The sequence below is a fragment of the Pseudomonas jinjuensis genome, assembly GCF_900103845.1.
GTDB classification, from domain to species: Bacteria; Pseudomonadota; Gammaproteobacteria; order Pseudomonadales; family Pseudomonadaceae; genus Pseudomonas; species Pseudomonas jinjuensis.
Genome location: NZ_FNIJ01000003.1, coordinates 336,686 through 358,922, shown reverse-complemented (window position 1 = coordinate 358,922; position 22,237 = coordinate 336,686). Strand labels below are relative to the sequence as shown.

Here is a 22,237-nt window from a genome sequence, read left to right as displayed (position 1 = left end):
GGCAGGCGTTCAATTGGGCTGGCGTCTTATCCCTGGCGCGTGGCGGGCCGGATCAGCGGCCCGGCGGTCCGTGGAACCTGGACGTGAAGAAGTGCTCGTGGGAGTGCAGCTTCTTTTGCCAGTTGGGCGAGGCGTTGCGCATCTTGATCTCCCTGGCGGGACTGACCTCAGCTATCGCTTTCCGTGGCGTGTTGCTCCGTTGGGCGACGCCTGGACAGGTTCATCTTGTGAGGGTGATGTCGAACCGACAGCGCTTTCGCTGGATGGGGGGAGGCCTGAACACTACGCTCTCCCTGCGGGACATCGCCTTCGCTATGAATAAAGTTCTCCGGTGAAACAGTGTCAAGATGCCGGCAAACTATGCGACGAACGGAAAAAATATAGATAAGTTGCTGTAAATAAAGAATTTTCAGAAACAAAAAGCGTCAAATTTCTCTCTCGGAAGGCCAAAACTGTATCGCCGGATTGACACTCCTAACCTACGCTGCTGTTTCAGGTGAGCGACAAGATCATTCGGACTGAGCGCTCTCCCGCAACGGGTTGCATGGTGCGACAGCGAGCTTCCCCTTCCCCGTCTGACGCCCGTGCATCACCTCCTCAGAGTCTGCCAACTGGTTCGAGGTGGACAGCGCAATGGACAACAAGAAATCACCCCGTCGGTCCGAACTGTCGGACGTGCTGTTTCGTCTTCGCCGTACCTTCTACTCGCTCGCCGCGTTCAGCGGCGTGGTCAACCTGCTGATGCTGGCGCCTGCGGTGTACATGATGCAGGTCTACGACCGCGCCCTGGTCAGCAGCAACGTCACCACCCTGATGATGCTGACCATCCTGGTATGCGGCCTGTACCTGCTGATGGCGCTGCTGGAAATCGCCCGCGGGCGCGTGCTGATCCGGGTCGGCAACCGCCTGGACATGGACCTGAACCAGCGCATCTTCACCGCCGCCTTCGAGCGCAACCTCGGCCGCGCCGGCGGAAATCCGGCGCAGGCCCTGCAGGACCTTTCCCAGGTCCGCCAGTTCCTCACCGGCAACGCCCTGTTCGCCTTCTTCGACGCGCCGTGGACGCCGGTCTACCTGCTGGTCACCTATCTGATCCACCCGGTACTGGCGCTGATCATCCTGATCGGCTCGCTGATCCTGGTGTGCCTGGCCGTGCTCACCGAAGTCGCCACCCGCAAGCCGCTGGCCGAGGCCAACCAGGCATCGCAGGAGTCCGGCATCTATGCCAACAACAACCTGCGCAACGCCGAAGTGATCGAGGCGATGGGCATGCTGCCGGCGATCAGTGGCCGCTGGTTCAAGGGCCACCTGCGCATCCTCGAACGGCAGACGCTGGCTTCCGACCGCGCCGCCTACATCGCCGGCACGGGGCGCTTCGTGCGCATCACCCTGCAGTCGCTGATCCTCGGCGCCGGCGCGCTGCTGGCGATCCAGGGCGAGATCACCGCCGGGATGATGATCGCCTGCTCGATCCTCTCCGGCCGAGCGCTGGCGCCGGTGGAACAGGCGATCGCCAGCTGGAAGCAACTGCTCGGTTGCCGCATGGCCTGGGGCCGGCTGAACAAGATGCTCGACGAGTACCCGCAGCGGCCGCCCAGCATGCCGCTCAGCCGGCCGCTCGGCGCGCTCTCGGTGGAAGGCGTGCATGCCGGCGCGCCCGGCACCAGCACCGGCATCCTGAGCGGCGTGACCTTCAACCTTGCGCCCGGCGAATGCCTCGGCGTGATCGGCCCGTCGGCCGCCGGCAAGTCCACCCTCGCGCGCCTGCTGGTCGGCGTGTGGCCGACGCAGCTCGGCAAGGTACGCCTGGACGGCGCCGACGTGTTCAGCTGGAACAAGGCCGAGCTCGGTCCCTGGCTCGGCTACCTGCCGCAGGACGTGGAGCTGTTCGAGGGCAGCATCGCCGAGAACATCGCCCGCTTCGGCGAGATCGACAGCGAGGCGGTGATCAGCGCGGCCAGGTCCGCCGGGGTCCATGAAATGATCCTGCGCTTCCCGCAGGGCTACGACACCGTGCTCGGCGTCGACGGCAGCCCGCTGTCCGGCGGCCAGAAGCAGCGCATCGGCCTGGCCCGCGCGCTGTACGGCGAGCCCGCGCTGGTGGTGCTCGACGAGCCGAACTCCAACCTCGACGACGTCGGCGAAAAGGCGCTGGTCGACGCGCTCGCCGACCTCAAGCGGCGCGGCGCCACCTCGGTGCTGATTTCCCACCGCCCGACCGTGCTCGGGCTGGTCGACAAGGTGCTGATGCTGCGCGACGGCTGCATGCAGCTGTGCGGCACCCGTGACGAAGTGTTCGCCACGCTGCGCCAGGCCAACGTCATGGCGGCGGGTCCGCACCCGGTCGCCCCGGTCAGCGCCAGCGCCAGTGGCAGGGAGTGACGGCCATGCATCTCGTTGAACGCAAGGAAACCCTGTTCCCCTCCACCCAGCAGGTGGTGGTCGACATGGATACCCGCAAGCCGGCCCGCTGGGGCATCTGGCTGGTGGTCGCCGGCTTCGGCGGGTTCCTCCTCTGGTCCTGGCTGGCGCCCCTGGATGCCGGCGTGGTGGCCAATGGCACGGTGAAGGTGAGCAGCAACCGCAAGACCATCCAGCACCTCACCGGCGGCACCGTCGAGGCGATCCTGGTGCGCGAAGGCGACAGGGTGCGCAAGGACCAGGAACTGATACGCCTGGATGCCACCCGCGCCATCGCCGAACGCGGCGTGGTGAGGGCGCAGTACATCGTCAGCAAGACCGTGGAGAACCGCCTGGAAGCCGAGCGCGACGGCCGCGACGAAGTGGTGTTCGACGCCGACATGCTGGAGCGCTTCCAGGGCGACCGGCGCCTGGACGAGGCCATCGAGCTGCAGCGGCGCCTGTTCCACACCCGCCGCGCGGGCCTGGCCGGCGAGCTGAGCATCCTCGAGGAAACCCAGGACGCCGCCGAAATCCAGGTCAAGGGCCTGCAGCAGGTCTACGCCGCCCGCGCCACCCAGGCGAAATTCCTCCAGGAGCAGCTTTCCGGAACCCGTACCCTTGCCGCGGAGGGATACATCCCGCGCAACCGCATGCTCGAACTGGAGCGCAGCGCCGCCGAGCTGAACGCCGGCCAGGCGGAGAACATCAACAACATCGCCCGCGTGCGCAGCCAGGTCACCGAACTGGAGCTGCGCATCCTCCAGCGTCGCCACGACTACTTCAAGGAAGTCGAGTCGCAGCTCACCGAGGTGCAGAAGGAAAGCGGCAGCCTCGCCGACCGCCTGCGCTCGCTGGACTACGAGGTCCGGCACACCTCGATCCGTTCGCCCATCGACGGCATGGTGCAGGGCCTGAGCATCGCCACCATCGGCGGCGTGATCCAGGCCGGCGCGAAGATCATGGACATAGTCCCGGACAACGAGCCGCTGCAGGTCGACGCCAACATCCCGGTGCAGGCCATCGACAAGATGATTCCGGGGTTGCCGGTGGACATCTCCTTCCCCGCCTTCAACCACGCGCAGACGCCGAACATTCCCGGCCGCGTGCTGACCGTCTCGGCCGACCGCCTGATCGACGAGCAGAGCAAGCAACCCTACTACCTCGCGCAGATCGAGGTGACGCCCGAAGGCATGGACAAGCTCGGTGCCAACCGCATCCGCCCGGGCATGCCGGCCAGCGTCACCATCAAGACCGGCGAGCGCAACCTGCTGAGTTACCTGCTGAAGCCGCTGCTGGACCGGGTCGACAGTTCGTTCAAGGAGCAATGACATGGCAAGGGAACGCCTCCTGGCCTGCCTGGTGGGATTCGCCCTGCCTGCGGGCGCGATGGACCTCAAGGAAGCCTGGGATCTGCTGCAGTACCAGGGGCCGATCTACCAGTCGGCCGTGCACGAGAAGGCCGCCGGGCAGGAATACCGACCGATCGGCAAGGCCGGCCTGCTGCCGCAGATCAACGCCACCGGCTACGACAACGAGGTCAACGGCGAGCAGGAACAGAACAACATCGACAACGATCTCGACTACGGCTCCTACGGCGCCGCCCTGCGCCTGCGCCAGACGCTGTTCGACAAGCGCAAGATGGCCGAATACCGCCAGGGCGACCGGCGCACCGAATACAGCAACGCGGTGTTCGACACCAGGCGCCAGGAAGCGGCGATCAACCTGGCCGGACGCTACTTCAACGTGCTGCTGGCGCGGGAGTCGATCGAACTGGCGCAGGCCAAGCTCAGGGCCTTCGAGGAACAGCTCGACCTCGCCAGCCGCAGCATGGAGCTCGGCGAGGGCTCGCGCACCGACGTCGACGATGCGGCGGCGCGGCGCGACCTGGCCGAAGCGGAGCTGATCGAGGCGGAGGACAACCTGCTGGTGGCGCGCCGCCTGTTGCAGGAATACCTCGGCGTGCTGCCGGAGAGCCTGGCGACGCTGCGCGGCGACTTCGCCACCTCGCCGCCGCAGCCGAACAACCTGCAGGACTGGCTGGCCCGCGCCAAGGCCGACAACCCGGCGATCCGCGCCAGCCGCTACAGCGTCGACGTGGCCGAGGAAGAGATGAAGAAGGCCAGGGCCGGGCACTGGCCGACGCTGGATTTCGTCGCCGGCTACACCTACGGCAAGAGCGAAACCATCTCCACCCTCGACCAGAAGAACCGCTACAGCTCGGTGGGCCTGGAAGTGAACATCCCGCTCTACAGCGGCGGCGGAGTGAGCGCCCAGGCGCGCCAGGCGGTGGCCAACCGCGACAAGGCCGAAGAGGACCTGAAGGCCTCGCGCGAGGAAGTGCTCTCGGAAACCACCCGCGAATTCCATGGCGTGCAGAGCGGCGCCGCGCGCATCCGGGCGCTGGAAACGGCGGTGCGCTCCAGCCAGCAGTCGATCATCTCGAGCCGCAAGGGCTTCCAGGCCGGCACCCGCACCAACGTCGACATCCTCAATGCCGAGGAGCAGTACTACAGCGCCCGCCGCGACCTGTTCGAAGCCAAGCTGCGCTACCTGGTCTCGCGCCTGCGCCTGGCGGCATCGGTGGGCGGCCTGGGGGATGACGACATCGCCGACGCCAATGCGTACCTGGCGTCGGAGCAGCAGATCAGGCCATAGCGGGCGGGCGAAAGGTTCCGGCACATGCCGCCGGCTTGCCGAGTGGCGGCGACGGATTCATGCGGGTGCGCAGTGCCCTGGGCGGTGCTACTGCTGCATGTCCTGGCCGGTTTCGCCTTTCCCCGAGAGGCGCGGCAGCCAGGACGGCCACTTGAAGCGAAGCCCTTCGTGAGCGGGCCCGTCGCTGTCCGCCGTGCTGTCCGGCTGCGCGCCGTCGCAACCCTGCTCCTTGCCCCGGGCGATGACCTTGGCCTGTGCGTCGTACAGCTTCGCCCACGGGCGGAAGCCGATGGCTCCCGTCTCCAGGCGATAGCGCTGGCCAGAGCTGAAGTCCGGGTATTTCACCGTGAGCCTGCAGTCGCGCCACAGCGCTGAGGGGGTTCCGCTGCCGATGTTGGTGGGGTCGACCTGGAACTGGTAGCGAACGCCCAGTTCGTGCTGGCCCGGATCGACTTCGAAATAGCGCGAGCTGGGCCATTCCTTGCCGTCCACCTTCATCGCCGCGAGGTCGCTCCGGCTGTCGGTGTGGAGATCGATCCAGGCGCGGTTCGGGTCTGGGGTCGGCATCAGCAGGGAACAGCCGCTCAGGGTGAGCAGGCCGGCGGTGATCAGCAGCAGGCGCATGGGAACTCCGGACGTTTCAGTGTGGGCAGCGGCGTGCGGGAGCGCTGTGCTATTTTCGGCGGCATGCCTGTCCTCCCGCTTGTTCGCACACTCGACCGCCGATTGCCCCGCTGGGTTCCCTGCCTGGCGCTTCTGGCGCTGAGCGGTTGTTCCAGCCTCGGCTACTACGGCCAGCTCGCCAGCGGCCAGTTGCGCCTGCTGGCCGCCCGCGAACCGGTGGCGGAAGTGGTCGACGACCCCGCCCGCGACGCCGCGCTGCGCCAGCGTCTGCGCCTGGCCCAGGAGGCGCGCGCCTTCGCCAGCGCCGAGCTGGGCCTGCCGGACAACCGCAGCTACCGCCTGTACAGCGACATCCGCCGGCCCTACGTGGTGTGGAACGTATTCGCCACGCCGGAGCTGTCGCTGCAGCCGCTGACCCACTGCTTCCCGATCGCCGGCTGCGTGGCCTATCGCGGCTACTACGACGAGGCCGCCGCCCGCGCCGAGGCGCGCCGCCTGCAGGGGGATGGCATGGACGTTCATGTCGGCGGCGTGGAGGCCTATTCGACCCTCGGCTGGTTCGACGACCCGATCCTCAGCAGCATGCTGCGCTGGGGCGACCAGCGCCTCGCCGAGACCATCTTCCACGAGCTGGCGCACCAGCGCTTCTACCTGCCCGGCGACACCGCCTTCAACGAGTCCTACGCCAGCTTCGTCGAGCGCGAAGGCGGCCGTCGGTGGCGCGCCGCCCAGGGCCTGCCGGCGCAGGACAGCCCGCTCGCCGCGCAGCGCGACGCCCTCGCCCGCCTGGTGCTGGACACCCGCGAGCGGCTGCAGAAGCTCTACGCCAGCGGCCGCCCGGCCGCCGAGCTGCGCGCCGGCAAGGCCGCCGAATTCGACCGGCTGCGCCGCGAATACCGCGCATTGCGTGATCGCGAATGGGGCGGCAAGGGGCCGTTCGACGCCTGGATCGAGGCGCCGCTGAACAACGCCAAGCTGCTGCCGTTCGGCCTCTACGACCAGTGGGTGCCGGCCTTCGCCGAATTGTTCCGCCAGCTCGGCGGCAACTGGCCGGCGTTCCACGCCCGGGTGGAAAAACTCGCCGCCCTGCCGGCGAGCGAACGCCACGCGGCGCTGGAACGCCTCGACGCCGGCCAGCCCTACGCCTTCCGGACTCCCGGCGGATAACCGCGAACGGTCATTCGCCCTACGGAACCGGGCCAGTCTGCTTTGGTAGGGCGAATAACGCGCCAGCGTTATCCGCCGATGCGCCAACCTGCAGGAGCGGACCATGCCCGCGACCCGTCCCCATGTCGCGCGCATGGCGCGCTTGTATGGCGTTAGGGTAGGAGCCTGTCTTGGTATTTCAGCGCATTTGTTCGCGAGCAAGGACTGGGCGTCCCCCTCGGTCCTACGAAGAGCGGGAACGTGCCTGTAGGAGCGAGCTTGCTCGCGAATCCTGTGTAGGAAGCGGGCCATGCCCGCGAATAGCGCGCAAGGCGCGCTCTTACACGACTATTCCGCCGCATCCGGACAATGCAGCGGCAGATCCAGCTGCACCCGCCTCCGCAGCCACGGGCTCGGCCGGTAGCGCGGCTCGCCGTAGCAGCCCTGCAGCCCCTGGAGAATGGTGAGGATGCGCGCCGCGCCGTAATGCTCGCCGAACGCCAGCGGGCCGAAGGGATAGCCCAGCGCCAGTTGCACCGCGCGGTCGAGGGTCACCGGCGTGGTGATGCCGCGCTGCACGATCTCGCAGCCGAAGTTGACGATGCTGGCGATCACCCGCTGGCTGACGAAGCCGGGCGAGTCGCTGATCACCTCCACTGGCACGCCGTCGCTGGACAGCGCCTGGCGCGCCTGCACCTCCAGCGCCGGGTCGAGCGCCGGCTGGCGCATCAGCACGCGGCGGCGGTCGAGTTCGGTGAAGGTTTCCAGCGCCAGGCTGCGTTCCGGCGGCAGGTCGAGGGCGTCGATGCGCGTGCTGGCGTCCTCGCCCATCGGCGTCACCAGGCAGATCGCCCGCGACGACGGCGCCTCGCAGCTTTCCAGCACCACTCCGGCCTGGCTCAGCAGGCTGCCGATGCGGTGGCGCAGCTCGGGGTCCTGGCTGTCCAGCCAGAACGGCCTGTTCAGCAGCACCGGTGCCTGCACCGGCTCCGGATCGAGCAGCGGCAGGCCGTCCTGGTAGCGGTAGAAGCCCTCCCCGCTCTTGCGCCCGAGCAGGCCGGCGGCGACGCGCTGGGCCGCCAGCGGCGAGGGCGTGTAGCGCGGGTCCTGGTAGAACTGCTGGTAGAGCGACTCCATCACCGTGTGGACGATATCCAGCCCGGCCAGGTCGAGCAGTTCGAACGGCCCCATGCGGAAGCCGGCGCCGTCGCGCAGGATGCGGTCGACCTGTGCGGGGCTGGCGATGCCCTCACTGAGGATGCGCAGCGCCTCGCTGCTGAAGGCGCGGCCGGCGTGGGTGACGATCAGGCCGGGACTGTCGCTGGTCAGCGCCGGGAAGTGCCCGACATGCTCGGCCAGGTGCGCCAGGCGGGCGATCACCGATTCGTCGGTACGCTCGCCGCGCACCACTTCCACCACCCGCATCAGCGGCACCGGGTTGAAGAAATGCAGCCCGGCGACGCGCCGCGGGTTCTTACACTTGCGTGCGATGCGGCTGACCGACAGCGACGAGGTGTTGCTCGCCAGCACCGCGTCCGGCGCCACCCGCGCCTCCAGCTCGGCGAACAGCGACTGCTTGGCGCCAAGGTCCTCGACTATGGTCTCGATCAGCAGGTCGCAGTCGTGCAGCTCGTCGAGGCTGTGGGCGGCGACCATGCGCTGCGGGGTGATCGCCAGCACGTCGTCGCCCAGGCCGTTGCGCGCGGCGACGTGCTCGAACAGCTGGCGGTTGAGGTCGAGTGCCTGCTGGATGCTTTCCGCCCGGCTGTCGTAGAGGCGCACCGGCAGGCCGCTGTTGGCGAACAGTTGGGCGATGCCGCGGCCCATGACACCGGCGCCGATGACGCCGATGCGGCTGAAGGACGGCGGTTGCGGAAGTGAGGGGCGTTGCATGGCACGGGAATCCTCGTCGAGCGGTCCTGCATCAAACTTAGACGAGGTCGCCGCACTCTGGAGTTCCGGATGCGTCCGGCGGTCCGCTGCCGGTGCCCTGCACCCTCCCCGCTCAGCGGTAGGCTCTGAGGATTCGGCTGATCGAACCGTCGTCGCGATCCACCAGCAGATAGTGGCGGCCGGTCAGCAGCCATTGCTGGCCATGCCGCGGCCGCGGCAGGCGGTGTGCGCGCCAGTCCTGCAGATAATGGCGCCGGCGATAGTCGCGCGATACGTGCTGGCCCAGCCGCCAGCCCCGCTCAGATCCGCCCTGCCAGCGCTGCGCTTGCTCCCAGCGCCGGCGCTGTTCGTCGTGGCGCCGCTGTTCTTCCCAGCGACGGTGCTGTTCGGCCTCGCGCCGGCGCGCCTCTTCCCGCTGGCGCCAGCGTTCCTCCTGGTGACGCCGCTGTTCCTCGCGCCAGTGCCGCTGGCGCTCGGCTTCCTGGCGCTGGCGCTCCTGCCATTGCCGGTGCTGCTCCTGCTTCCACTGCTGCTCGCGGGCGAACTGCTGGTGCTGTTCCTGGCGGCGACGGTCCTGTTCCTGCCGGCGTCTTTCCGCCTCATGGCGTTGCCGTTCCTCGTGGTGGCGCTGGCGCTCGTCCTGCTGGCGGCGCTGTTCCTGCCATTGCTGGTGGCCGTCGTTGCCGTTCCAGGCAAGCACGCTGACAGGGGAAAGCAGGAGGAGCAGGGCAAGCAGGCTACGCGGACGGCGGATGCGCATGTTCATGGATGTACGGGCCGGAATCAGGGAAGGCGGGTGTGGGAAATCTGCTGCCAGAACTGAGTGGGCCGGAGGGGCGAAAGTTCCGCTGCCGCCGTGCCGTCGGACGGCAGGCGGGCTGGGAAAGAGGGTCGAAAGGATGGCTAGTGTGTGGTCATTTAAAAGGCGAATTTAAGTGCTTCATTCAATTAATGACGTTATCTATTTAATTTGGTCATTTGATTTGGTTTCACGTAAATAAATAGAAGTCAATGGTTTGAAATATCTTGTAACCGTGTGCCCACTTTCAGGCGGGATTATTCGCACGGTCGATGCGCAGGATTTCCACATTGCGACCCTTGACCCGGTATGCGGTCACGAATGGCCAGCGTTCGATCGGCAGCTCGCGCACGCCGGGTACTTCGCTCGGTTCGCCACTGCTGCCGAGAGCCGGGTCCTGCAACGGTTTCACCTGGCCGAGGATGTCCTGGATGGCTTTCAGCGCCTTTTCCGGGCCGATCAGCACCACGTAGTGGTCATAGATGGCGTCCAGATCGGCGGCGGCCTTGTGGCTCCACAGCAGACTCATGCCAGCCCCCACTTCGCTTCGATTTCCGCGTGCGGCAGCAGGCGCCCGGCATTGGCGTCCGCCAGCCCCTCGTCGATCGCCGCGACGTGCCAGCTCTGGCGTTCCAGGTACTGCGCCAGGGCCTGGCGCAGGTGATACGGGCGGTCCCGGTGGGTGGCGCGGGCCAGTTCGTCCAGCGCCGCGGCAAGGCCGTCATCGGCCCGAAAGGAGATTACGGTGGTCATTTTCTGATCGCTGCGTATACGGTGTATACATCGTTTACAAAGATTACAGGAGTATACGGTGCCCTGCTCCGATGGGCAAAAAAGCTGCACCGGCTGTTGCCGGGGCAGTCCTAAACTGGGGAAACGCTGGGTGGATGGGGTGGCTCATGAGGGAGCGGACCGAAAGCACGGCCACGGCACTCGCCGCCATGCACGAGGACGGCTATGTGCTGCTGCGCGGGATCGTCGGGCCCGATGGGATCGCCGAACTGCGCAGCGCCATCGACGGGCTTGAGCCGGTGCATTGGGACTACGAGGGGCTGGTCGACCACTACAAGTGCGTGTTCAACCGCTCTCCCCTGTGGCTGCCCTATCTCGACCTGCCGGGGGTGATCGAGCTGGCCGAGGCGGCGATGGGCGCGGACTGCCACGTGATCGGCCAGACCGCCTGGCGTTGCCATCCGGGGTTCATCGGCGCCGACCTGCACCTCGACTACCTGCCGATGCGACTGCCGCCGGTCCTGCTGGCCGATCCGGCGTTCGAGCTGCCGATGTTCGTCTGCACCGCGCAGATCTACCTGGACGACATCGACGAACTGCTCTGCCCTACCCTGGTGATTCCCGGCAGCCATCTTGCCGGCCGACCGCCGCACGAGGGTGAGAGCGACTGGCAGGGCCGCGAACCGCAGGCCGTGCTGTGCCGGGCTGGCGACGTACTGTTCCTGCGCAGCGAGCTATGGCACGCCGGCAGCCGCAACCGCGCCACCGATCGCAGCCGCTACCTGCTGCAGGTGCACTACGGCCGGCGCATGGTGGCGCAGAAGTTCTCGCCCTATCTCGAATGGCGTTTCAATCCCGAGGTGCTGGCCGCCTGCACGCCCCGCCAGCGCCGGCTACTCGGCGACCACGAGGCGGCGGAATACGACTGAAGGGAGGAGTGCGGATGAGCGAAAAGATCCAGGGCGGCTGCCATTGCGGCGCGCTGCGCTACGAAGTCGAGGCGCCGCTGACCGACGTCGCGCACTGCCATTGCTCGATCTGCCGGCGCTGCAGCGGCGCCGTCGCGGTGACCTGGGCGACGGTGCCGGCCGAATCCTTCCGCTGGCTGAGTGGCGCACCGAACGACTACCACTCGACGCCGGGCTGCACGCGCAGCTTCTGCGGCCGCTGCGGCGCCCAGCTGACCTTCCGTTCGGAAGCCTATCCACAGACGCTGGACCTGACCATCGCCACCCTCGACCACCCGGAACGGGTGCGGCCGGACCGGCATATCTGGACGAAGAGCCGGCTGCCGTGGCTGCATCTGGACGAGCAGTTGCCGGAGGAAGAGGAGGAGAGGTTGTAGGGCGAATGAAGCGGAACGCTTCATCCGCCGATACGGCCAAAGCGGTGGCTGGGCAGCATTGTAGGAGCGGGCCATGCCCGCGAAATGGTTCGGCACGGCGTGTCGCGGGCATGGCCCGCTCCTACAGCGATCTCAGGTGCCGCAGAAAGGTAGGTGGATGAGGTTTTTTTCATCCACCATTGTGGGGCCGCATGCGCGGCCATGGTGGATCGGTGGAGCGTGATCCACCCTACGCCAGCTCCAGGCTTCGCCATCTCGTACCGCCCGACGGATACGTCAGGGCAACTCCAGCCCGCCGGCCGCCTTGTGCAGTTCGCGCAGGTGCGTGCCGAGCAGCTTCAGGTTGGCTTCCAGCGCTTCCAGTTCCTCGCGGCGGGAGGGCTCCAGCAGTTCGCGGACTTCCTTTTCCAGGTCGTCGCTGAGCTGGCGCAGGCGTGCCTGGCGGGCGTGGGCCTGTTGTTCCAGGCGGGCGGATTCGCCGGGTTGCGGCAGGCCGTAGCCGCCGTCGAGCAGTTCCGCCGGGCGGCTGAGGAAACCGCTGTCGTCGAGGATGCGCTGCAGCGTGCCGCCGGCCCTGGCCAGTTTCGGGTCGGCCGCGGCGTCGTCGCGGTGGCCGAGGTAGAGGCGCTTGAGTTCGTCCTGGGCGATCAGCAGCTGGCGGCGCAGCGAGGCCTGTTCCAGCAGCAGCAGGGCGGCGCTGGCGCGCAGGTCGGCGCGGGGGAACCAGTCGCGGCGCTGCTTGGCCGGCAGGGCGAGCCAGTCCTCGACCTTTTGCTGGGGAATGTCCATGCGCTGGCGGATCACTTCGAACATCGCCTGGTAGCGGTCGCGGAAGGAGTCGAAGCGGTAGCCGAGGCGCAGCGCTTCCTTCGGGTCGTCGAGCACGCTGGGATCGGCCATGCCGCGGTTTTCCAGCAGTTCCACCACGCCGTAGGGGGTGATGCTGTCGAGGCTCTGCAGGCGCGGGTCGGGCACGCCGCTGCGCAGCAGCTTGAGGGTTTCCACCGCGCAGTTGTTGGAGATGAAGTAGTAGTTGCCGTCGTAGCTCCAGTGACTCTGCGCGGCGCGCTCGACCAGTTCGGCGATTTCCGCGCGGCTCAGCCTGAGCGGGATCGAGGCGAGGCTGCGCAGTTCGACCTTGGTGTATTCCTCGATCACCTGCGACAGCGGCAGGACGAACAGCCGCGACGGGTAGGCGCCGGTCAGGCCGTCCCAGCTGGACAGCTGCAGGTCGCCGACGAAGGCGCGGTAGGACAGCACCAGGTGGCGGTCGAGGTCCAGCCGGCAGGCCGGCCCGCGCGGGCGGCCCGGGGCGCAGACGACGATGCGCAGCATGGCATGGCCCCAGCGCGAGACCAGTTGGTCGTTGGCCTCGGCGAGCAGGTAGTCGACCTCGTAGACGCGCTCCGGGTCGAGCTGGCCCAGTGGCTGGCGGGCGAAGTCGCGGCCGGCGTTGAGGTAGGCGTAGCCCGACGGGCAGTCGGCGCGCTGCGGGCGCTCACCGAAGCGTTCGGCGTAGAACCGGTAGAGCGCCGGGCGGCGGCAGGCGTAGCTAGGGTCGAGGAGGAAGTACTCCATGTTCACCGCGACGAACTCGCGCGGGTTGCTCAGCTCGTAGGGGTCCGGGCTGCGCAGGACGAAGCGGTTGTGCGCCTCGCGCTGGCCGTGCTTGCCGGCGTACTGCGGCCAGCCGGCGAGGTCGAGCAGGCGCGGGTCGTCGGAGAGGCTGAAGCGGCGCCCGGCCTGGACGCGGCACTCGCCGGGTTCGCCGGCGCGTCCCAGCGTGTCCCGGCGCGTGCTGCAGCGGCGGATCAGGCTGGCTTCGGCGGGCGTCCACAGCCGCGCGCGGTCGTACAGGTGGGTCAGTTCGTGGAGCAGGGTGGCGAGCAGTTCGCGGCGCAGGGTGCCGTGGCTGCGGCCGGTCTGCTCGGTTGCCGCGCTGCCGTCGGCGAGCGCGGCGAGATAGCGGCGGCTCAGGGCGATGGCATCGGGGCGCAGGGCGCGGCCCATGCCGTCGCTGGGCAGGTCGTCGCGCCATTCGACGCTGACGCGGCGGTCCAGGCGTTCGACGAATGTCTCGGGCAACCGCTGCAGTGCCTCGTCCAGCAGTTGCTGGCTGGCGCTGCGTTGCGCCGCGGTCAGGCCCTGGTCCTGCAGGTCGAGGCGCAGGGCGGCGTGGGCGCTGCCGGCCAGCAGCAGGGCGAGTGCCGCCAGCCAGCGGCGGCCGGCGGGTCTCACAGGGCGAGGATGGCTTCGGCGAGCTGCTGGTCGGAGGCCTGGCGGGCTTCCGGCAGCTGGTCGCGCAGGTAGCTGAACGCCGCTTCCAGCTGCACGCCGCGGATGGCGCCTTCGCTGGCGACGAAGCTGGCGGCGTCGTCACGGGCCTCGACCACGATCTTCATGTCGCGGATCGAGGTGGTGGTGTCGGAGGTGAAGTCGAGGCTGCGGCCGATGGCGTTGGTGGTGATGTTGAACAGGCGCACCACCGACTGGGCCTGGGCGCTGCCGGCGAAGGCGGCGAGCAGCAGGCCGATGGCGAGGGAATGCTTGGGGATGGAGCTGAGGCGCATGGATGTTTCTCCGGAAAGGGCAGCGGGGCTGCTCACTCACTAGTTTGGGCAAGAATGGCTTCGGCCAGTTCCCGGTCGCTGGCGTGCAGGCCGGGATGTTCCTGGCGCAGCCAGTGCAGGCTCTGTTCCAGCCGGGCGCCGCGGATTCGCCCGTCGCTGGCGATGAAGCTGGCGGCGTCGTCGCGGGCGCTGGCCAGCAGGCGCTTCTCGAACGGGCGGCTGCTCACATCGCTGGTGACGTAGGTGGTGGCCACGCCGAGCTGGGTGGTCAGGTCGAAGGCGAGGGCGGGACTGGCGGCGCTGAGGCAGGCGAGGAGGGTAAGGGACGTGCGCATGGAGCTTTGGCGGTTGTCGGAACGAAGGGCGCCAAGGCTAACGGAATGCGGCCCGCACGGCCAGAGATGGCCTCGGGCCGGTGCGGGAAATCAGTGCCCGGACCGTGCGGACCGGGTGCCGGATCAGATGGTCAGGATGGCCTTCGCCAGCTGCATGTCGTCGGCGGCGAGGGTCGGCAGCTTGCTGCGGATGTGGCGGAAGGCCGCTTCCAGCTGTGCGCCGCGGATGTCGCCCTGGCTGGCGACGAAGCTGGCTGCGTCATCACGGGCCTCGCGGACGATCTTGTCATCCTTGAACGAGTTGCTGATGTCGCTGGTGGCGTCCGAGGTCGAGCCGGTGGCACGAACCGTCATGTCGGTGGTGACCACGAAGCTGGTAGCGAAGGCACTGCTGGCGCAGGCCAGCAGGGCGACAGCACCGATAAGACGCAAACGATTCATATGGCTACTCCAGTAGGCGGAAGCGGGCGGCTGGAGTGCCGCCCCTCCGCACAGCCTAGCCAAGACAACGATTATGCTCCAGCGATTCAGCGCCAGAAGGGCCGGGAGATTTCCGCAATGCGCTCGCTCGGGCTGATGCCCACGTCGGAGAGCAGTCGCTCGTCCAGTTCGGCCAGCTGCCGGCGGGTGCGGATGTTCTGTCGCCACAGCGCGAACAGGCGGAACAGTCGGTTCAGCGGGCGCGCGCGGGTTTCGAGAGTGGGGACGAGACCGGGGGTGGTGTATTCAAGCTCCATGACGATGCCCTCTTTGTCTTCCACGGTGGGTGTGAAAGCCGAGCTTCAGACTCGCACCGGCGGCGAATCGCAGGCAGAGGCAGCGGGGGAGAATTGTGCGGGAACAGTCCGCGCAGGATGGCAACTGTGCTGCCGTATTTGGCGCCTACTGTTGCGAAGGGAGCGAAGGAGGGATGCGCCCGAAGCTGGACGATGAAGCGGAGCGGAGGGAGGAAGAGGAGGTTTGCCTTGGGCCGCTCTGTGGAAGAGCGGCCTCAGGCGACAGGTACAGTTTTCGCGTGTGCTGCTTAGCTGTAGAACTGTCGAATCAACGCCAGAACGGCTTGCTCAGTTCGGCGTAGCGCTGGGCTTCGCTGATGCCGGCATCGGCGAGCAGGCGCGAATCCAGGCGGGCCAGCTGGCGGCGGCTTTCGATGCGACGCTGCCACAGGCGCATGGTGCCCACGAGGCTGTGATGGCTGCTGCTGGAAACAGGGCGGCTGGCGATGTTGGTGGAAACGAGGGTGCGTCCCATGATGTTGATCCTTCCCGCTTGTGGCGAGTAATCAGAGTGGTAACTGGATGGACATATGATCTGACTATTCGGTCAAAGGGTACAGGAACAGTTGGGGGGTATTGTGTGTGATCAGAGATCTGTTTTAGTGGACTGTAATGGTCTTTTTCAGGGCGAACTGTACTGCAGCGCCCTGTAATGGTGCGTTTTAGCGAGTCTGGAGAGGTTCGAGGTGGTCGTCACCGGGGGGTGACTGGAGGGAAGGGAACAGTTGCAGCGGAGGAAAAAACTGTTCGAAGCTGTTTTTTACGGGTTTTTTCCCAGGATGTCCAGCCTTGCAGGCCATTCTCTTGCGAATGACCTGCAAGGCCGCCGGCATCAGCTCGCGGCCAGCATGTGGCCGTTTTCTTCCAGATTGATATGCCAGGACATGGCTTCGCGCAGGATATGCGGAGTGTGTCCGCCACGCTTGCACGCGGCCTCGAAGTAACTGTTCAGCGCGTCGCGATAGGACGGATGCACACAGTTGTCGATGATCGCCCGGGCGCGCTCGCGCGGGGCCAGGCCGCGCAGGTCGGCGAGGCCGATCTCGGTGACCAGGATGTCCACGTCGTGCTCGGTGTGGTCGACGTGGCTAACCATGGGCACCACGCTGGAGATGTTGCCGCCCTTGGCGATGGACTTGGTGACGAACACCGCAAGGTGCGCGTTGCGGGCGAAGTCGCCGGAGCCGCCGATGCCGTTCATCATCTTCGTGCCGCCGACGTGGGTGGAGTTGACGTTGCCGTAGATGTCGAACTCCAGCGCGGTGTTGATGCCGATGATGCCGAGGCGGCGCACCACTTCCGGATGGTTGGAGATTTCCTGCGGGCGCAGCACCAGCTTGTCCTTGTAGCGCTCCAGGTTGCCGAACACGTCGGCGTTGCGGCGCGGCGACAGGGTGATCGAGCTGCCCGAGGCGAAGCGCAGCTTGCCGGCGTCGATCAGGTCGAAGGTCGAGTCCTGCAGCACTTCGGAGTACATGGTCAGGTCTTCGAACGGCGACTCGATCAGACCGCACATCACCGCGTTGGCGATGCTGCCGATGCCGGCCTGCAGCGGGCCGAGGCTCTTGCCCATGCGGCCGGCGTCCACTTCGCGCTTGAGGAAATCGATCAGGTGGTTGGCGATGGCCTGGGTCTCGTCGTCCGGCGGCAGCACGGTGGACGGCGAGTCCGCCTGCTCGGTGTGGACGATGGCGACGATCTTCGCCGGGTCGATCGGGATGGCGGTGCTGCCGATGCGGTCGTCGGCCTTCACCAGCGGGATCGGCGTGCGGGTCGGGCGGTAGGTCGGGATGTAGATGTCGTGCAGGCCTTCCAGATTGGGGTTGTGCGCGGTGTTGATCTCGACGATGACCTTCTTCGCGAAGATGGCGAAGCTCGCCGAGTTGCCCACCGAGGTGGTCGGCACGATATGGCCTTCCTCGGTGATGGCGACGGCCTCGATCACCGCGATGTCCGGCAGCTTGAGCTGGTGGTTGCGCAGCTGCTCGACGGTTTCCGAGAGGTGCTGGTCGATGAACATCACCTCGCCGGCGTTGATCGCCTTGCGCAGGGTGCTGTCGACCTGGAACGGCATGCGCCGGGCCAGCACGCCGGCTTCGGTGAGCTGCTTGTCGAGGTCGTTGCCCAGGCTGGCGCCGGTCATCAGGCTGATGCGCAGCGGCTGCTGCCGGGCGCGTTCGGCCAGCGCCTTCGGCACCGCCTTGGCTTCGCCGGCGCGGGTGAAGCCGCTCATGCCGACGGTCATGCCGTCCTCGATCAGGGCAGCGGCTTCGGCCGCGCTCATCACCTTGTCGAGCAGGGAAGGCATACGCACGCGATCACGGAACATCTGGAAAACCTCGGGCAGTAGGAAGTGCAAGGCGGCCAGTCTAGGGACTCGGGGATTTTTCGCCCTTAGACCTAGGTCGAAAAATCGGGCTGCCAGTTACCTTCCTAATACCAAAGTCCAGCAACTGTACCGTTGCCGGAAAGCAAGACACCGGCGCGAGGCCGGTGTCTTGTGACGCGCGGTGAAGCTTATTCCACGGCCTTGACCATGTCTTCGATGACTTTCTTGGCGTCGCCGAAGACCATCATGGTCTTGTCCAGGTAGAACAGTTCGTTGTCCAGGCCGGCGTAGCCGCTGGCCATGGAGCGCTTGTTGACGATGACGGTCTTGGCCTTGTACGCCTCGAGGATCGGCATGCCGGCGATCGGCGATTTCGGATCGTTCTTGGCGGCCGGGTTGACCACGTCGTTGGCGCCGAGGACCAGCACCACGTCGGTCTGACCGAACTCGGAGTTGATGTCTTCCATCTCGAACACCTGCTCGTAGGGCACCTCGGCCTCGGCCAGCAGGACGTTCATGTGGCCCGGCATACGGCCGGCAACCGGGTGGATGGCGAACTTCACGGTCACGCCGCGATGGGTCAGCTTCTCGGCCAGTTCCATCAGCGCGTGCTGGGCGCGGGCCACCGCCAGGCCGTAGCCCGGAACGATGATCACGCTGTCGGCGTTGGTCAGCAGGAACGAGGCGTCGTCGGAGGAACCGGACTTCACCGGACGCTGCTCTTTCGAACCGGCAGCCGGGCCCGCGTCGGCTTCGGCGCCGAAGCCGCCGAGGATGACGTTGAAGAACGAACGGTTCATCGCCTTGCACATGATGTACGAGAGGATCGCACCGGACGAACCTACCAGCGAACCGGCGACGATCAGCATCGAGTTGTTCAGCGAGAAGCCGATACCTGCCGCGGCCCAGCCGGAGTAGGAGTTCAGCATCGACACCACCACCGGCATGTCGGCGCCGCCGATCGGGATGATGATCAGCACGCCCATGACGAAGGCCAGGGCCAGCATCGCGGCGAAGGCAGCCATGTTGCCGGTGAACATGAACACCAGGCCCAGGCCGATGGTGGCCAGGCCGAGCACCAGGTTCAGCATGTGCTGGCCGGCGAATTGCACCGGAGCGCCCTGGAACAGGCGGAACTTGTACTTGCCGGACAGCTTGCCGAAGGCGATCACCGAACCGGAGAAGGTGATGGCACCGATGGCCGCGCCGAGGAACAGCTCCAGGCGGTTGCCGGTCGGGATGGTGTCGCCCAGGTGCTGCACGATGCCGAGCGACTGCGGCTCGACGACGGCGGCGACGGCGATGAACACGGCGGCCAGACCGATCATGCTGTGCATGAAGGCGACCAGTTCCGGCATCTTGGTCATTTCGACGCGCTTGGCCATGATCGAACCGGCGGTGCCGCCGATCAGCAGGCCGACCACCACGTAGGCCAGGCCGCTGGCGGCGTTGCCGCCTTCACCCAGCTGGGCGGCCAGCTTGAACACCAGGAACACGGTGGTGACGATGGCGATCGCCATGCCGATCATGCCGAAGGCGTTGCCCTGGCGCGACGTGGTCGGGTGCGACAGGCCCTTGAGCGCCTGGATGAAGCACACCGAGGCGACCAGGTAGAGGAGGGTAACCAGGTTCATGCTCATGTCAGTGTTTCTCCGCCTGAGCCTTCGGGGCTTTCTTCTTGAACATTTCCAGCATGCGGCGGGTAACCAGGAAACCACCGAACACGTTGACTGCGGCCAGCGCCACGGCCAGGGTGCCCATGACCTTGCCCAGCGGGGTGACGGTCAGGGCGGCGGCCAGCATGGCGCCGACGATAACGATCGCGGAAATGGCGTTGGTCACGGCCATCAGCGGAGTGTGCAGGGCAGGGGTCACGTTCCAGACCACGTGGTAGCCGACATACACGGCCAGCACGAAGATGATCAGGTTGTAGATCCCGTGGGAGATCAGCATTTCTTCCATCGTCTTTCACCGGAATTGAGGGCCGGGCAAGCCCGGCGCGTCTTTATATAGTAGTGCTGCCTGGGGTCAGCCGTTCTTGCGCACTACCTGTCCGTCGCGGCACATCAGGCAGGCGGCGACGATGTCGTCTTCCATGTTGACCTTGAAACCTTCGGCGCTCAGGGTCAGCTTGAGGAAATCGAGCAGGTTGCGGGCGTACAGGGCGGAGGCATCGGCCGGAACCATGGCGGCCAGGTTGCTGTGGCCGACGATGGTCACGCCGTACTTCACCACCACCTGTTCGGCCTCGGTCAGCGGGCAGTTGCCGCCCTGAGCCGCGGCGAGGTCGATGACCACCGAACCCGGCTTCATCTCCTTCACTGTGGCTTCGTGCAGCAGCGTCGGCGCCTTGCGGCCCGGGATCAGCGCGGTGGTGATCACGATGTCGGCCTGCTTGGCACGCTCGTGAACGGCCTTGGCCTGGCGCTCCATCCAGGATTGCGGCATCGGCCGGGCGTAGCCGCCAACGCCTTCGGCGCACTCGCGCTCTTCGTCGGTCTCGTAGGGAACGTCGACGAACTTGGCGCCAAGGGATTCGATCTGCTCTTTAACCGCCGGGCGCACGTCCGAGGCCTCGATCACCGCACCGAGACGCTTGGCGGTAGCGATCGCCTGCAGGCCGGCGACGCCGGCGCCGAGGATCAGCACGCGGGCGGCCTTCACGGTACCGGCGGCGGTCATCAGCATCGGCATGAAGCGCGGGTAGTGGTTGGCGGCGAGCATCACGGCCTTGTAGCCGGCGATGTTGGCCTGCGAGGACAGCACGTCCAGGCTCTGCGCGCGGGAAGTACGCGGCGCGGCCTCGAGGGCGAACGCGGTGACGCCGCGCTGGGCCATCAGGGCGTTGTTCTCGTTGTTGAACGGGTTGAGCATGCCGATGAGCACGGCGCCGGACTTCATCTGGTCCAGCTCGGCTGCATTGGGGGCGACCACCTTCAGCACCAGATCGGCGCCGAGGGCTTCGGCGGCAGTGCCGATCTTCGCGCCGACGGCTTCATAGGTGCTGTCCGGCAGGCTGGCGTTGACGCCGGCACCGCTCTGGACAATCACCTGATGGCCCTGACCGATCAGTTTCTTGACGGTTTCCGGGGTGGCAGCGACCCGCGTTTCACCGGCTTGGGTCTCGAGGGGGACACCGATCTGCACTCGCAAATCTCCTGCGTGAGCTTTGGGTAGTCCGGTCCGCTGCGTTGGCGGGCCGGGATGTCGAACTGGCTGCGGACGTCGCGTCCTGGGGGCGTGACATCGTGCAATCGAACCGCAGGGCCTGGAAGGTCGTTCTGGAGCGATACGAATCCGGCACTACAAGTCACGAACAGACTGCTTGTTTTGTGGCCGGTACGGCGTTCGCAAGCTCTCGAAGAGAGCCTGGCAGCATCCGCTTTCCAGGGGATAACCCTATCCCGATGGTGAATGACCGCCTATCAGAACCCCTCAAGACCCGGCGAGAGGCTTGTCAATCCTGCCTTAGGCGCAGCTATAGGTGTTAATTAATGTTTTTAATATGGAATATGAGTGGGTACTTATGCATTGGAGGCGTGTAGCAAATATCGAACATTGACTACGGGGTCAGAAAACCTCCTGGAAGTCCTTTGGGCCGCGGCTTTCGGAGGCTTCAGCGAGGCGGGGAAGGTGACGGGGTTGTAGTGGGCGGAGCGGGGAAAAAGCGCGTTCGGCAGGAAAAAAGAAACGGCCACGAAAGCGTGGCCGTTACATAAATACGACAATGGCGGCGCTGAAAAAGTCGGAAAGGCGACGTTTCTCAGTCCTTCCGCGCCAGCAGCGCCGGCAACTGCGCACTCAGCTTGGCGTTGTTCAGCGGCGCGCGGATGAAGCCCAGCTGCATGCCGTCCGGGCCGATGACCACCAGGTTGCCGCTGTGGTCGACGGTGTAGTTCGGCTTGCTGGTATCCGGCGGGATGTAGGGGATGCTCAGGGCGTTGGCGAGCTTCTGGATGTTCTCGTCGGAACCGGTGATGCCCTGGAAGCCGGCGTTGAAGAAGCCGAGGTACTCCTTCAGGCGCTGCGGGGTATCGCGGTGCGGGTCGACGCTGACCAGCACCACCTGCAGCTGCGCGCGCACGTCCGGCGGCAGCTTGCCTTCCAGTTCGCGCAGTTGCGCCAGGGTGGTGGGGCAGACGTCCGGGCAGAAGGTGTAGCCGAAGAACAGCAGGTTCCAGCGGCCCTTCAGGCTGGCGGTGTCGAACGGCTTGCCGTCCTGGTCCTGGAACTGCAGCGACGGCACGTTGCGCGGCTGCGACAGCATGACGATGCCGGCATCCAGCAGCACCGTAGGATCGAGCTGGTGACGCGCGGTGAGCACCTTGTGCACCGTCAGCCCGAGCAGCAGGGCGACGATGGTGACGAGGACGAAGACGGTCTTGTTGGTTCGGGACATTGGGTTCTCGTGTCTGGAACGGGGCCGGGCCTGCGTAGGGTGGATCAGGCTCCATCGATCCACCATCCGGTCTGTCCGGCGTCTGCATGGTGGATGGAAAAAGCCCCATCCACCCTACGTTCTCTTCGCTCCTGCGGCCGGGTCATGCGTAGGGTGGATCACGCTCTATCGATCCACCATCCCGGCCAATGCGGGGCCTGCATGGTGGATGAAAAAAGCCTCATCCACCCT

The 22,237-nt window shown here is 66.4% G+C and carries 21 protein-coding genes and 1 pseudogene; 6 read left to right on the top strand and 16 right to left on the bottom strand.

Translation table 11 applies throughout. The annotated features are described in order from the left end of the window. The first annotated feature begins 633 nt into the window (after positions 1–633). The 3 genes from BLR75_RS06045 to BLR75_RS06035 all read left to right on the top strand — a co-directional run bounded on the left by BLR75_RS06045 (position 634) and on the right by BLR75_RS06035 (position 5,058). Complete coding sequence (locus BLR75_RS06045; protein WP_084314654.1) at positions 634–2,382, top strand: type I secretion system permease/ATPase; 1,749 nt, start codon at positions 634–636, stop codon at positions 2,380–2,382. A 65-nt stretch (positions 2,383–2,447) separates the two neighbouring features. Next, the gene (locus BLR75_RS06040) at positions 2,448–3,731 is read left to right on the top strand and encodes an HlyD family type I secretion periplasmic adaptor subunit (RefSeq protein ID WP_371858150.1); all 1,284 of its coding nucleotides are present in this window, start codon (positions 2,448–2,450) and stop codon (positions 3,729–3,731) included. Position 3,732: 1 nt separating this feature from the next. After that, on the top strand, positions 3,733–5,058 hold the full coding sequence (locus tag BLR75_RS06035; RefSeq protein ID WP_084314652.1) for a TolC family outer membrane protein: 1,326 nt from the start codon (positions 3,733–3,735) through the stop codon (positions 5,056–5,058). 216 nt (positions 5,059–5,274) lie between these two features. On the opposite strand, the pseudogene BLR75_RS06030 reads toward BLR75_RS06035, so the two are convergent. Next, a pseudogene (locus BLR75_RS06030) lies at positions 5,275–5,682 on the bottom strand (PA0061/PA0062 family lipoprotein); the annotation flags it as partial. A gap of 63 nt (positions 5,683–5,745) precedes the next feature. Here BLR75_RS06030 and BLR75_RS06025 point away from each other — a divergent pair. Further along, positions 5,746–6,849, top strand: a complete 1,104-nt coding sequence (locus BLR75_RS06025) for an aminopeptidase (protein WP_084314651.1) — start codon at positions 5,746–5,748, stop codon at positions 6,847–6,849. Between the two features lie 327 nt (positions 6,850–7,176). Here BLR75_RS06025 and BLR75_RS06020 read toward each other — a convergent pair whose 3' ends face one another. From BLR75_RS06020 to BLR75_RS06005, 4 genes are all read right to left on the bottom strand, one after another. Further along, positions 7,177–8,721 (bottom strand): 3-hydroxyacyl-CoA dehydrogenase, encoded by a 1,545-nt coding sequence (locus BLR75_RS06020; RefSeq protein WP_084314650.1) that lies wholly within the window; start codon positions 8,719–8,721, stop codon positions 7,177–7,179. A gap of 112 nt (positions 8,722–8,833) precedes the next feature. Continuing rightward, positions 8,834–9,487: an RcnB family protein gene (locus tag BLR75_RS06015; protein WP_084314649.1), complete on the bottom strand. Its 654-nt coding sequence runs from the start codon at positions 9,485–9,487 to the stop codon at positions 8,834–8,836. A 280-nt stretch (positions 9,488–9,767) separates the two neighbouring features. Further along, positions 9,768–10,049, bottom strand: a complete 282-nt coding sequence (locus BLR75_RS06010) for a type II toxin-antitoxin system RelE/ParE family toxin (RefSeq protein ID WP_084314648.1) — start codon at positions 10,047–10,049, stop codon at positions 9,768–9,770. Then, a complete protein-coding gene (locus BLR75_RS06005) occupies positions 10,046–10,273 on the bottom strand; it encodes a CopG family ribbon-helix-helix protein (protein ID WP_084314647.1) in 228 nt (75 codons plus the stop codon). The genes BLR75_RS06010 and BLR75_RS06005 overlap by 4 nt, the downstream gene beginning before the upstream one ends. 146 nt (positions 10,274–10,419) lie before the next feature. Here BLR75_RS06005 and BLR75_RS06000 point away from each other — a divergent pair, with 146 nt between their 5' ends. After that, a complete protein-coding gene (locus BLR75_RS06000; protein ID WP_084314646.1) occupies positions 10,420–11,181 on the top strand; it encodes a phytanoyl-CoA dioxygenase family protein in 762 nt (253 codons plus the stop codon). 14 nt (positions 11,182–11,195) lie between these two features. Next, a complete protein-coding gene (locus BLR75_RS05995; RefSeq protein WP_084314645.1) occupies positions 11,196–11,597 on the top strand; it encodes a GFA family protein in 402 nt (133 codons plus the stop codon). A 276-nt stretch (positions 11,598–11,873) separates the two neighbouring features. Here BLR75_RS05995 and BLR75_RS05990 read toward each other — a convergent pair whose 3' ends face one another. From BLR75_RS05990 to BLR75_RS05940, 11 genes are all read right to left on the bottom strand, one after another. Then, a complete protein-coding gene (locus BLR75_RS05990; protein ID WP_084314644.1) occupies positions 11,874–13,835 on the bottom strand; it encodes a DUF7844 domain-containing protein in 1,962 nt (653 codons plus the stop codon). Then, positions 13,832–14,167: a DUF2388 domain-containing protein gene (locus BLR75_RS05985; protein WP_084314643.1), complete on the bottom strand. Its 336-nt coding sequence runs from the start codon at positions 14,165–14,167 to the stop codon at positions 13,832–13,834. The genes BLR75_RS05990 and BLR75_RS05985 overlap by 4 nt, the downstream gene beginning before the upstream one ends. A gap of 32 nt (positions 14,168–14,199) precedes the next feature. After that, positions 14,200–14,502, bottom strand: coding sequence for a DUF2388 domain-containing protein (locus tag BLR75_RS05980; protein WP_084314642.1), 303 nt, complete (start codon positions 14,500–14,502; stop codon positions 14,200–14,202). Between the two features lie 123 nt (positions 14,503–14,625). Continuing rightward, positions 14,626–14,943, bottom strand: a complete 318-nt coding sequence (locus BLR75_RS05975) for a DUF2388 domain-containing protein (RefSeq protein WP_084311438.1) — start codon at positions 14,941–14,943, stop codon at positions 14,626–14,628. 86 nt (positions 14,944–15,029) lie between these two features. Continuing rightward, a complete protein-coding gene (locus tag BLR75_RS05970) occupies positions 15,030–15,239 on the bottom strand; it encodes a DUF1127 domain-containing protein (RefSeq protein ID WP_084311439.1) in 210 nt (69 codons plus the stop codon). A 307-nt stretch (positions 15,240–15,546) separates the two neighbouring features. Further along, positions 15,547–15,753, bottom strand: coding sequence for a DUF1127 domain-containing protein (locus BLR75_RS05965; RefSeq protein ID WP_084311440.1), 207 nt, complete (start codon positions 15,751–15,753; stop codon positions 15,547–15,549). 357 nt (positions 15,754–16,110) lie between these two features. Then, positions 16,111–17,607: a succinyl-CoA:acetate CoA-transferase ScpC gene (gene scpC, locus BLR75_RS05960; RefSeq protein WP_084311441.1), complete on the bottom strand. Its 1,497-nt coding sequence runs from the start codon at positions 17,605–17,607 to the stop codon at positions 16,111–16,113. A 188-nt stretch (positions 17,608–17,795) separates the two neighbouring features. Next, positions 17,796–19,247, bottom strand: coding sequence for an NAD(P)(+) transhydrogenase (Re/Si-specific) subunit beta (locus tag BLR75_RS05955; protein ID WP_084311442.1), 1,452 nt, complete (start codon positions 19,245–19,247; stop codon positions 17,796–17,798). A gap of 1 nt (position 19,248) precedes the next feature. After that, the gene (locus BLR75_RS05950; RefSeq protein WP_084311443.1) at positions 19,249–19,569 is read right to left on the bottom strand and encodes an NAD(P) transhydrogenase subunit alpha part 2; all 321 of its coding nucleotides are present in this window, start codon (positions 19,567–19,569) and stop codon (positions 19,249–19,251) included. A 66-nt stretch (positions 19,570–19,635) separates the two neighbouring features. Then, positions 19,636–20,754, bottom strand: coding sequence for a Re/Si-specific NAD(P)(+) transhydrogenase subunit alpha (locus BLR75_RS05945; protein ID WP_084311444.1), 1,119 nt, complete (start codon positions 20,752–20,754; stop codon positions 19,636–19,638). Positions 20,755–21,370: 616 nt separating this feature from the next. Continuing rightward, a complete protein-coding gene (locus BLR75_RS05940) occupies positions 21,371–22,006 on the bottom strand; it encodes an SCO family protein (RefSeq protein WP_084311445.1) in 636 nt (211 codons plus the stop codon). Positions 22,007–22,237: the final 231 nt, after the last annotated feature.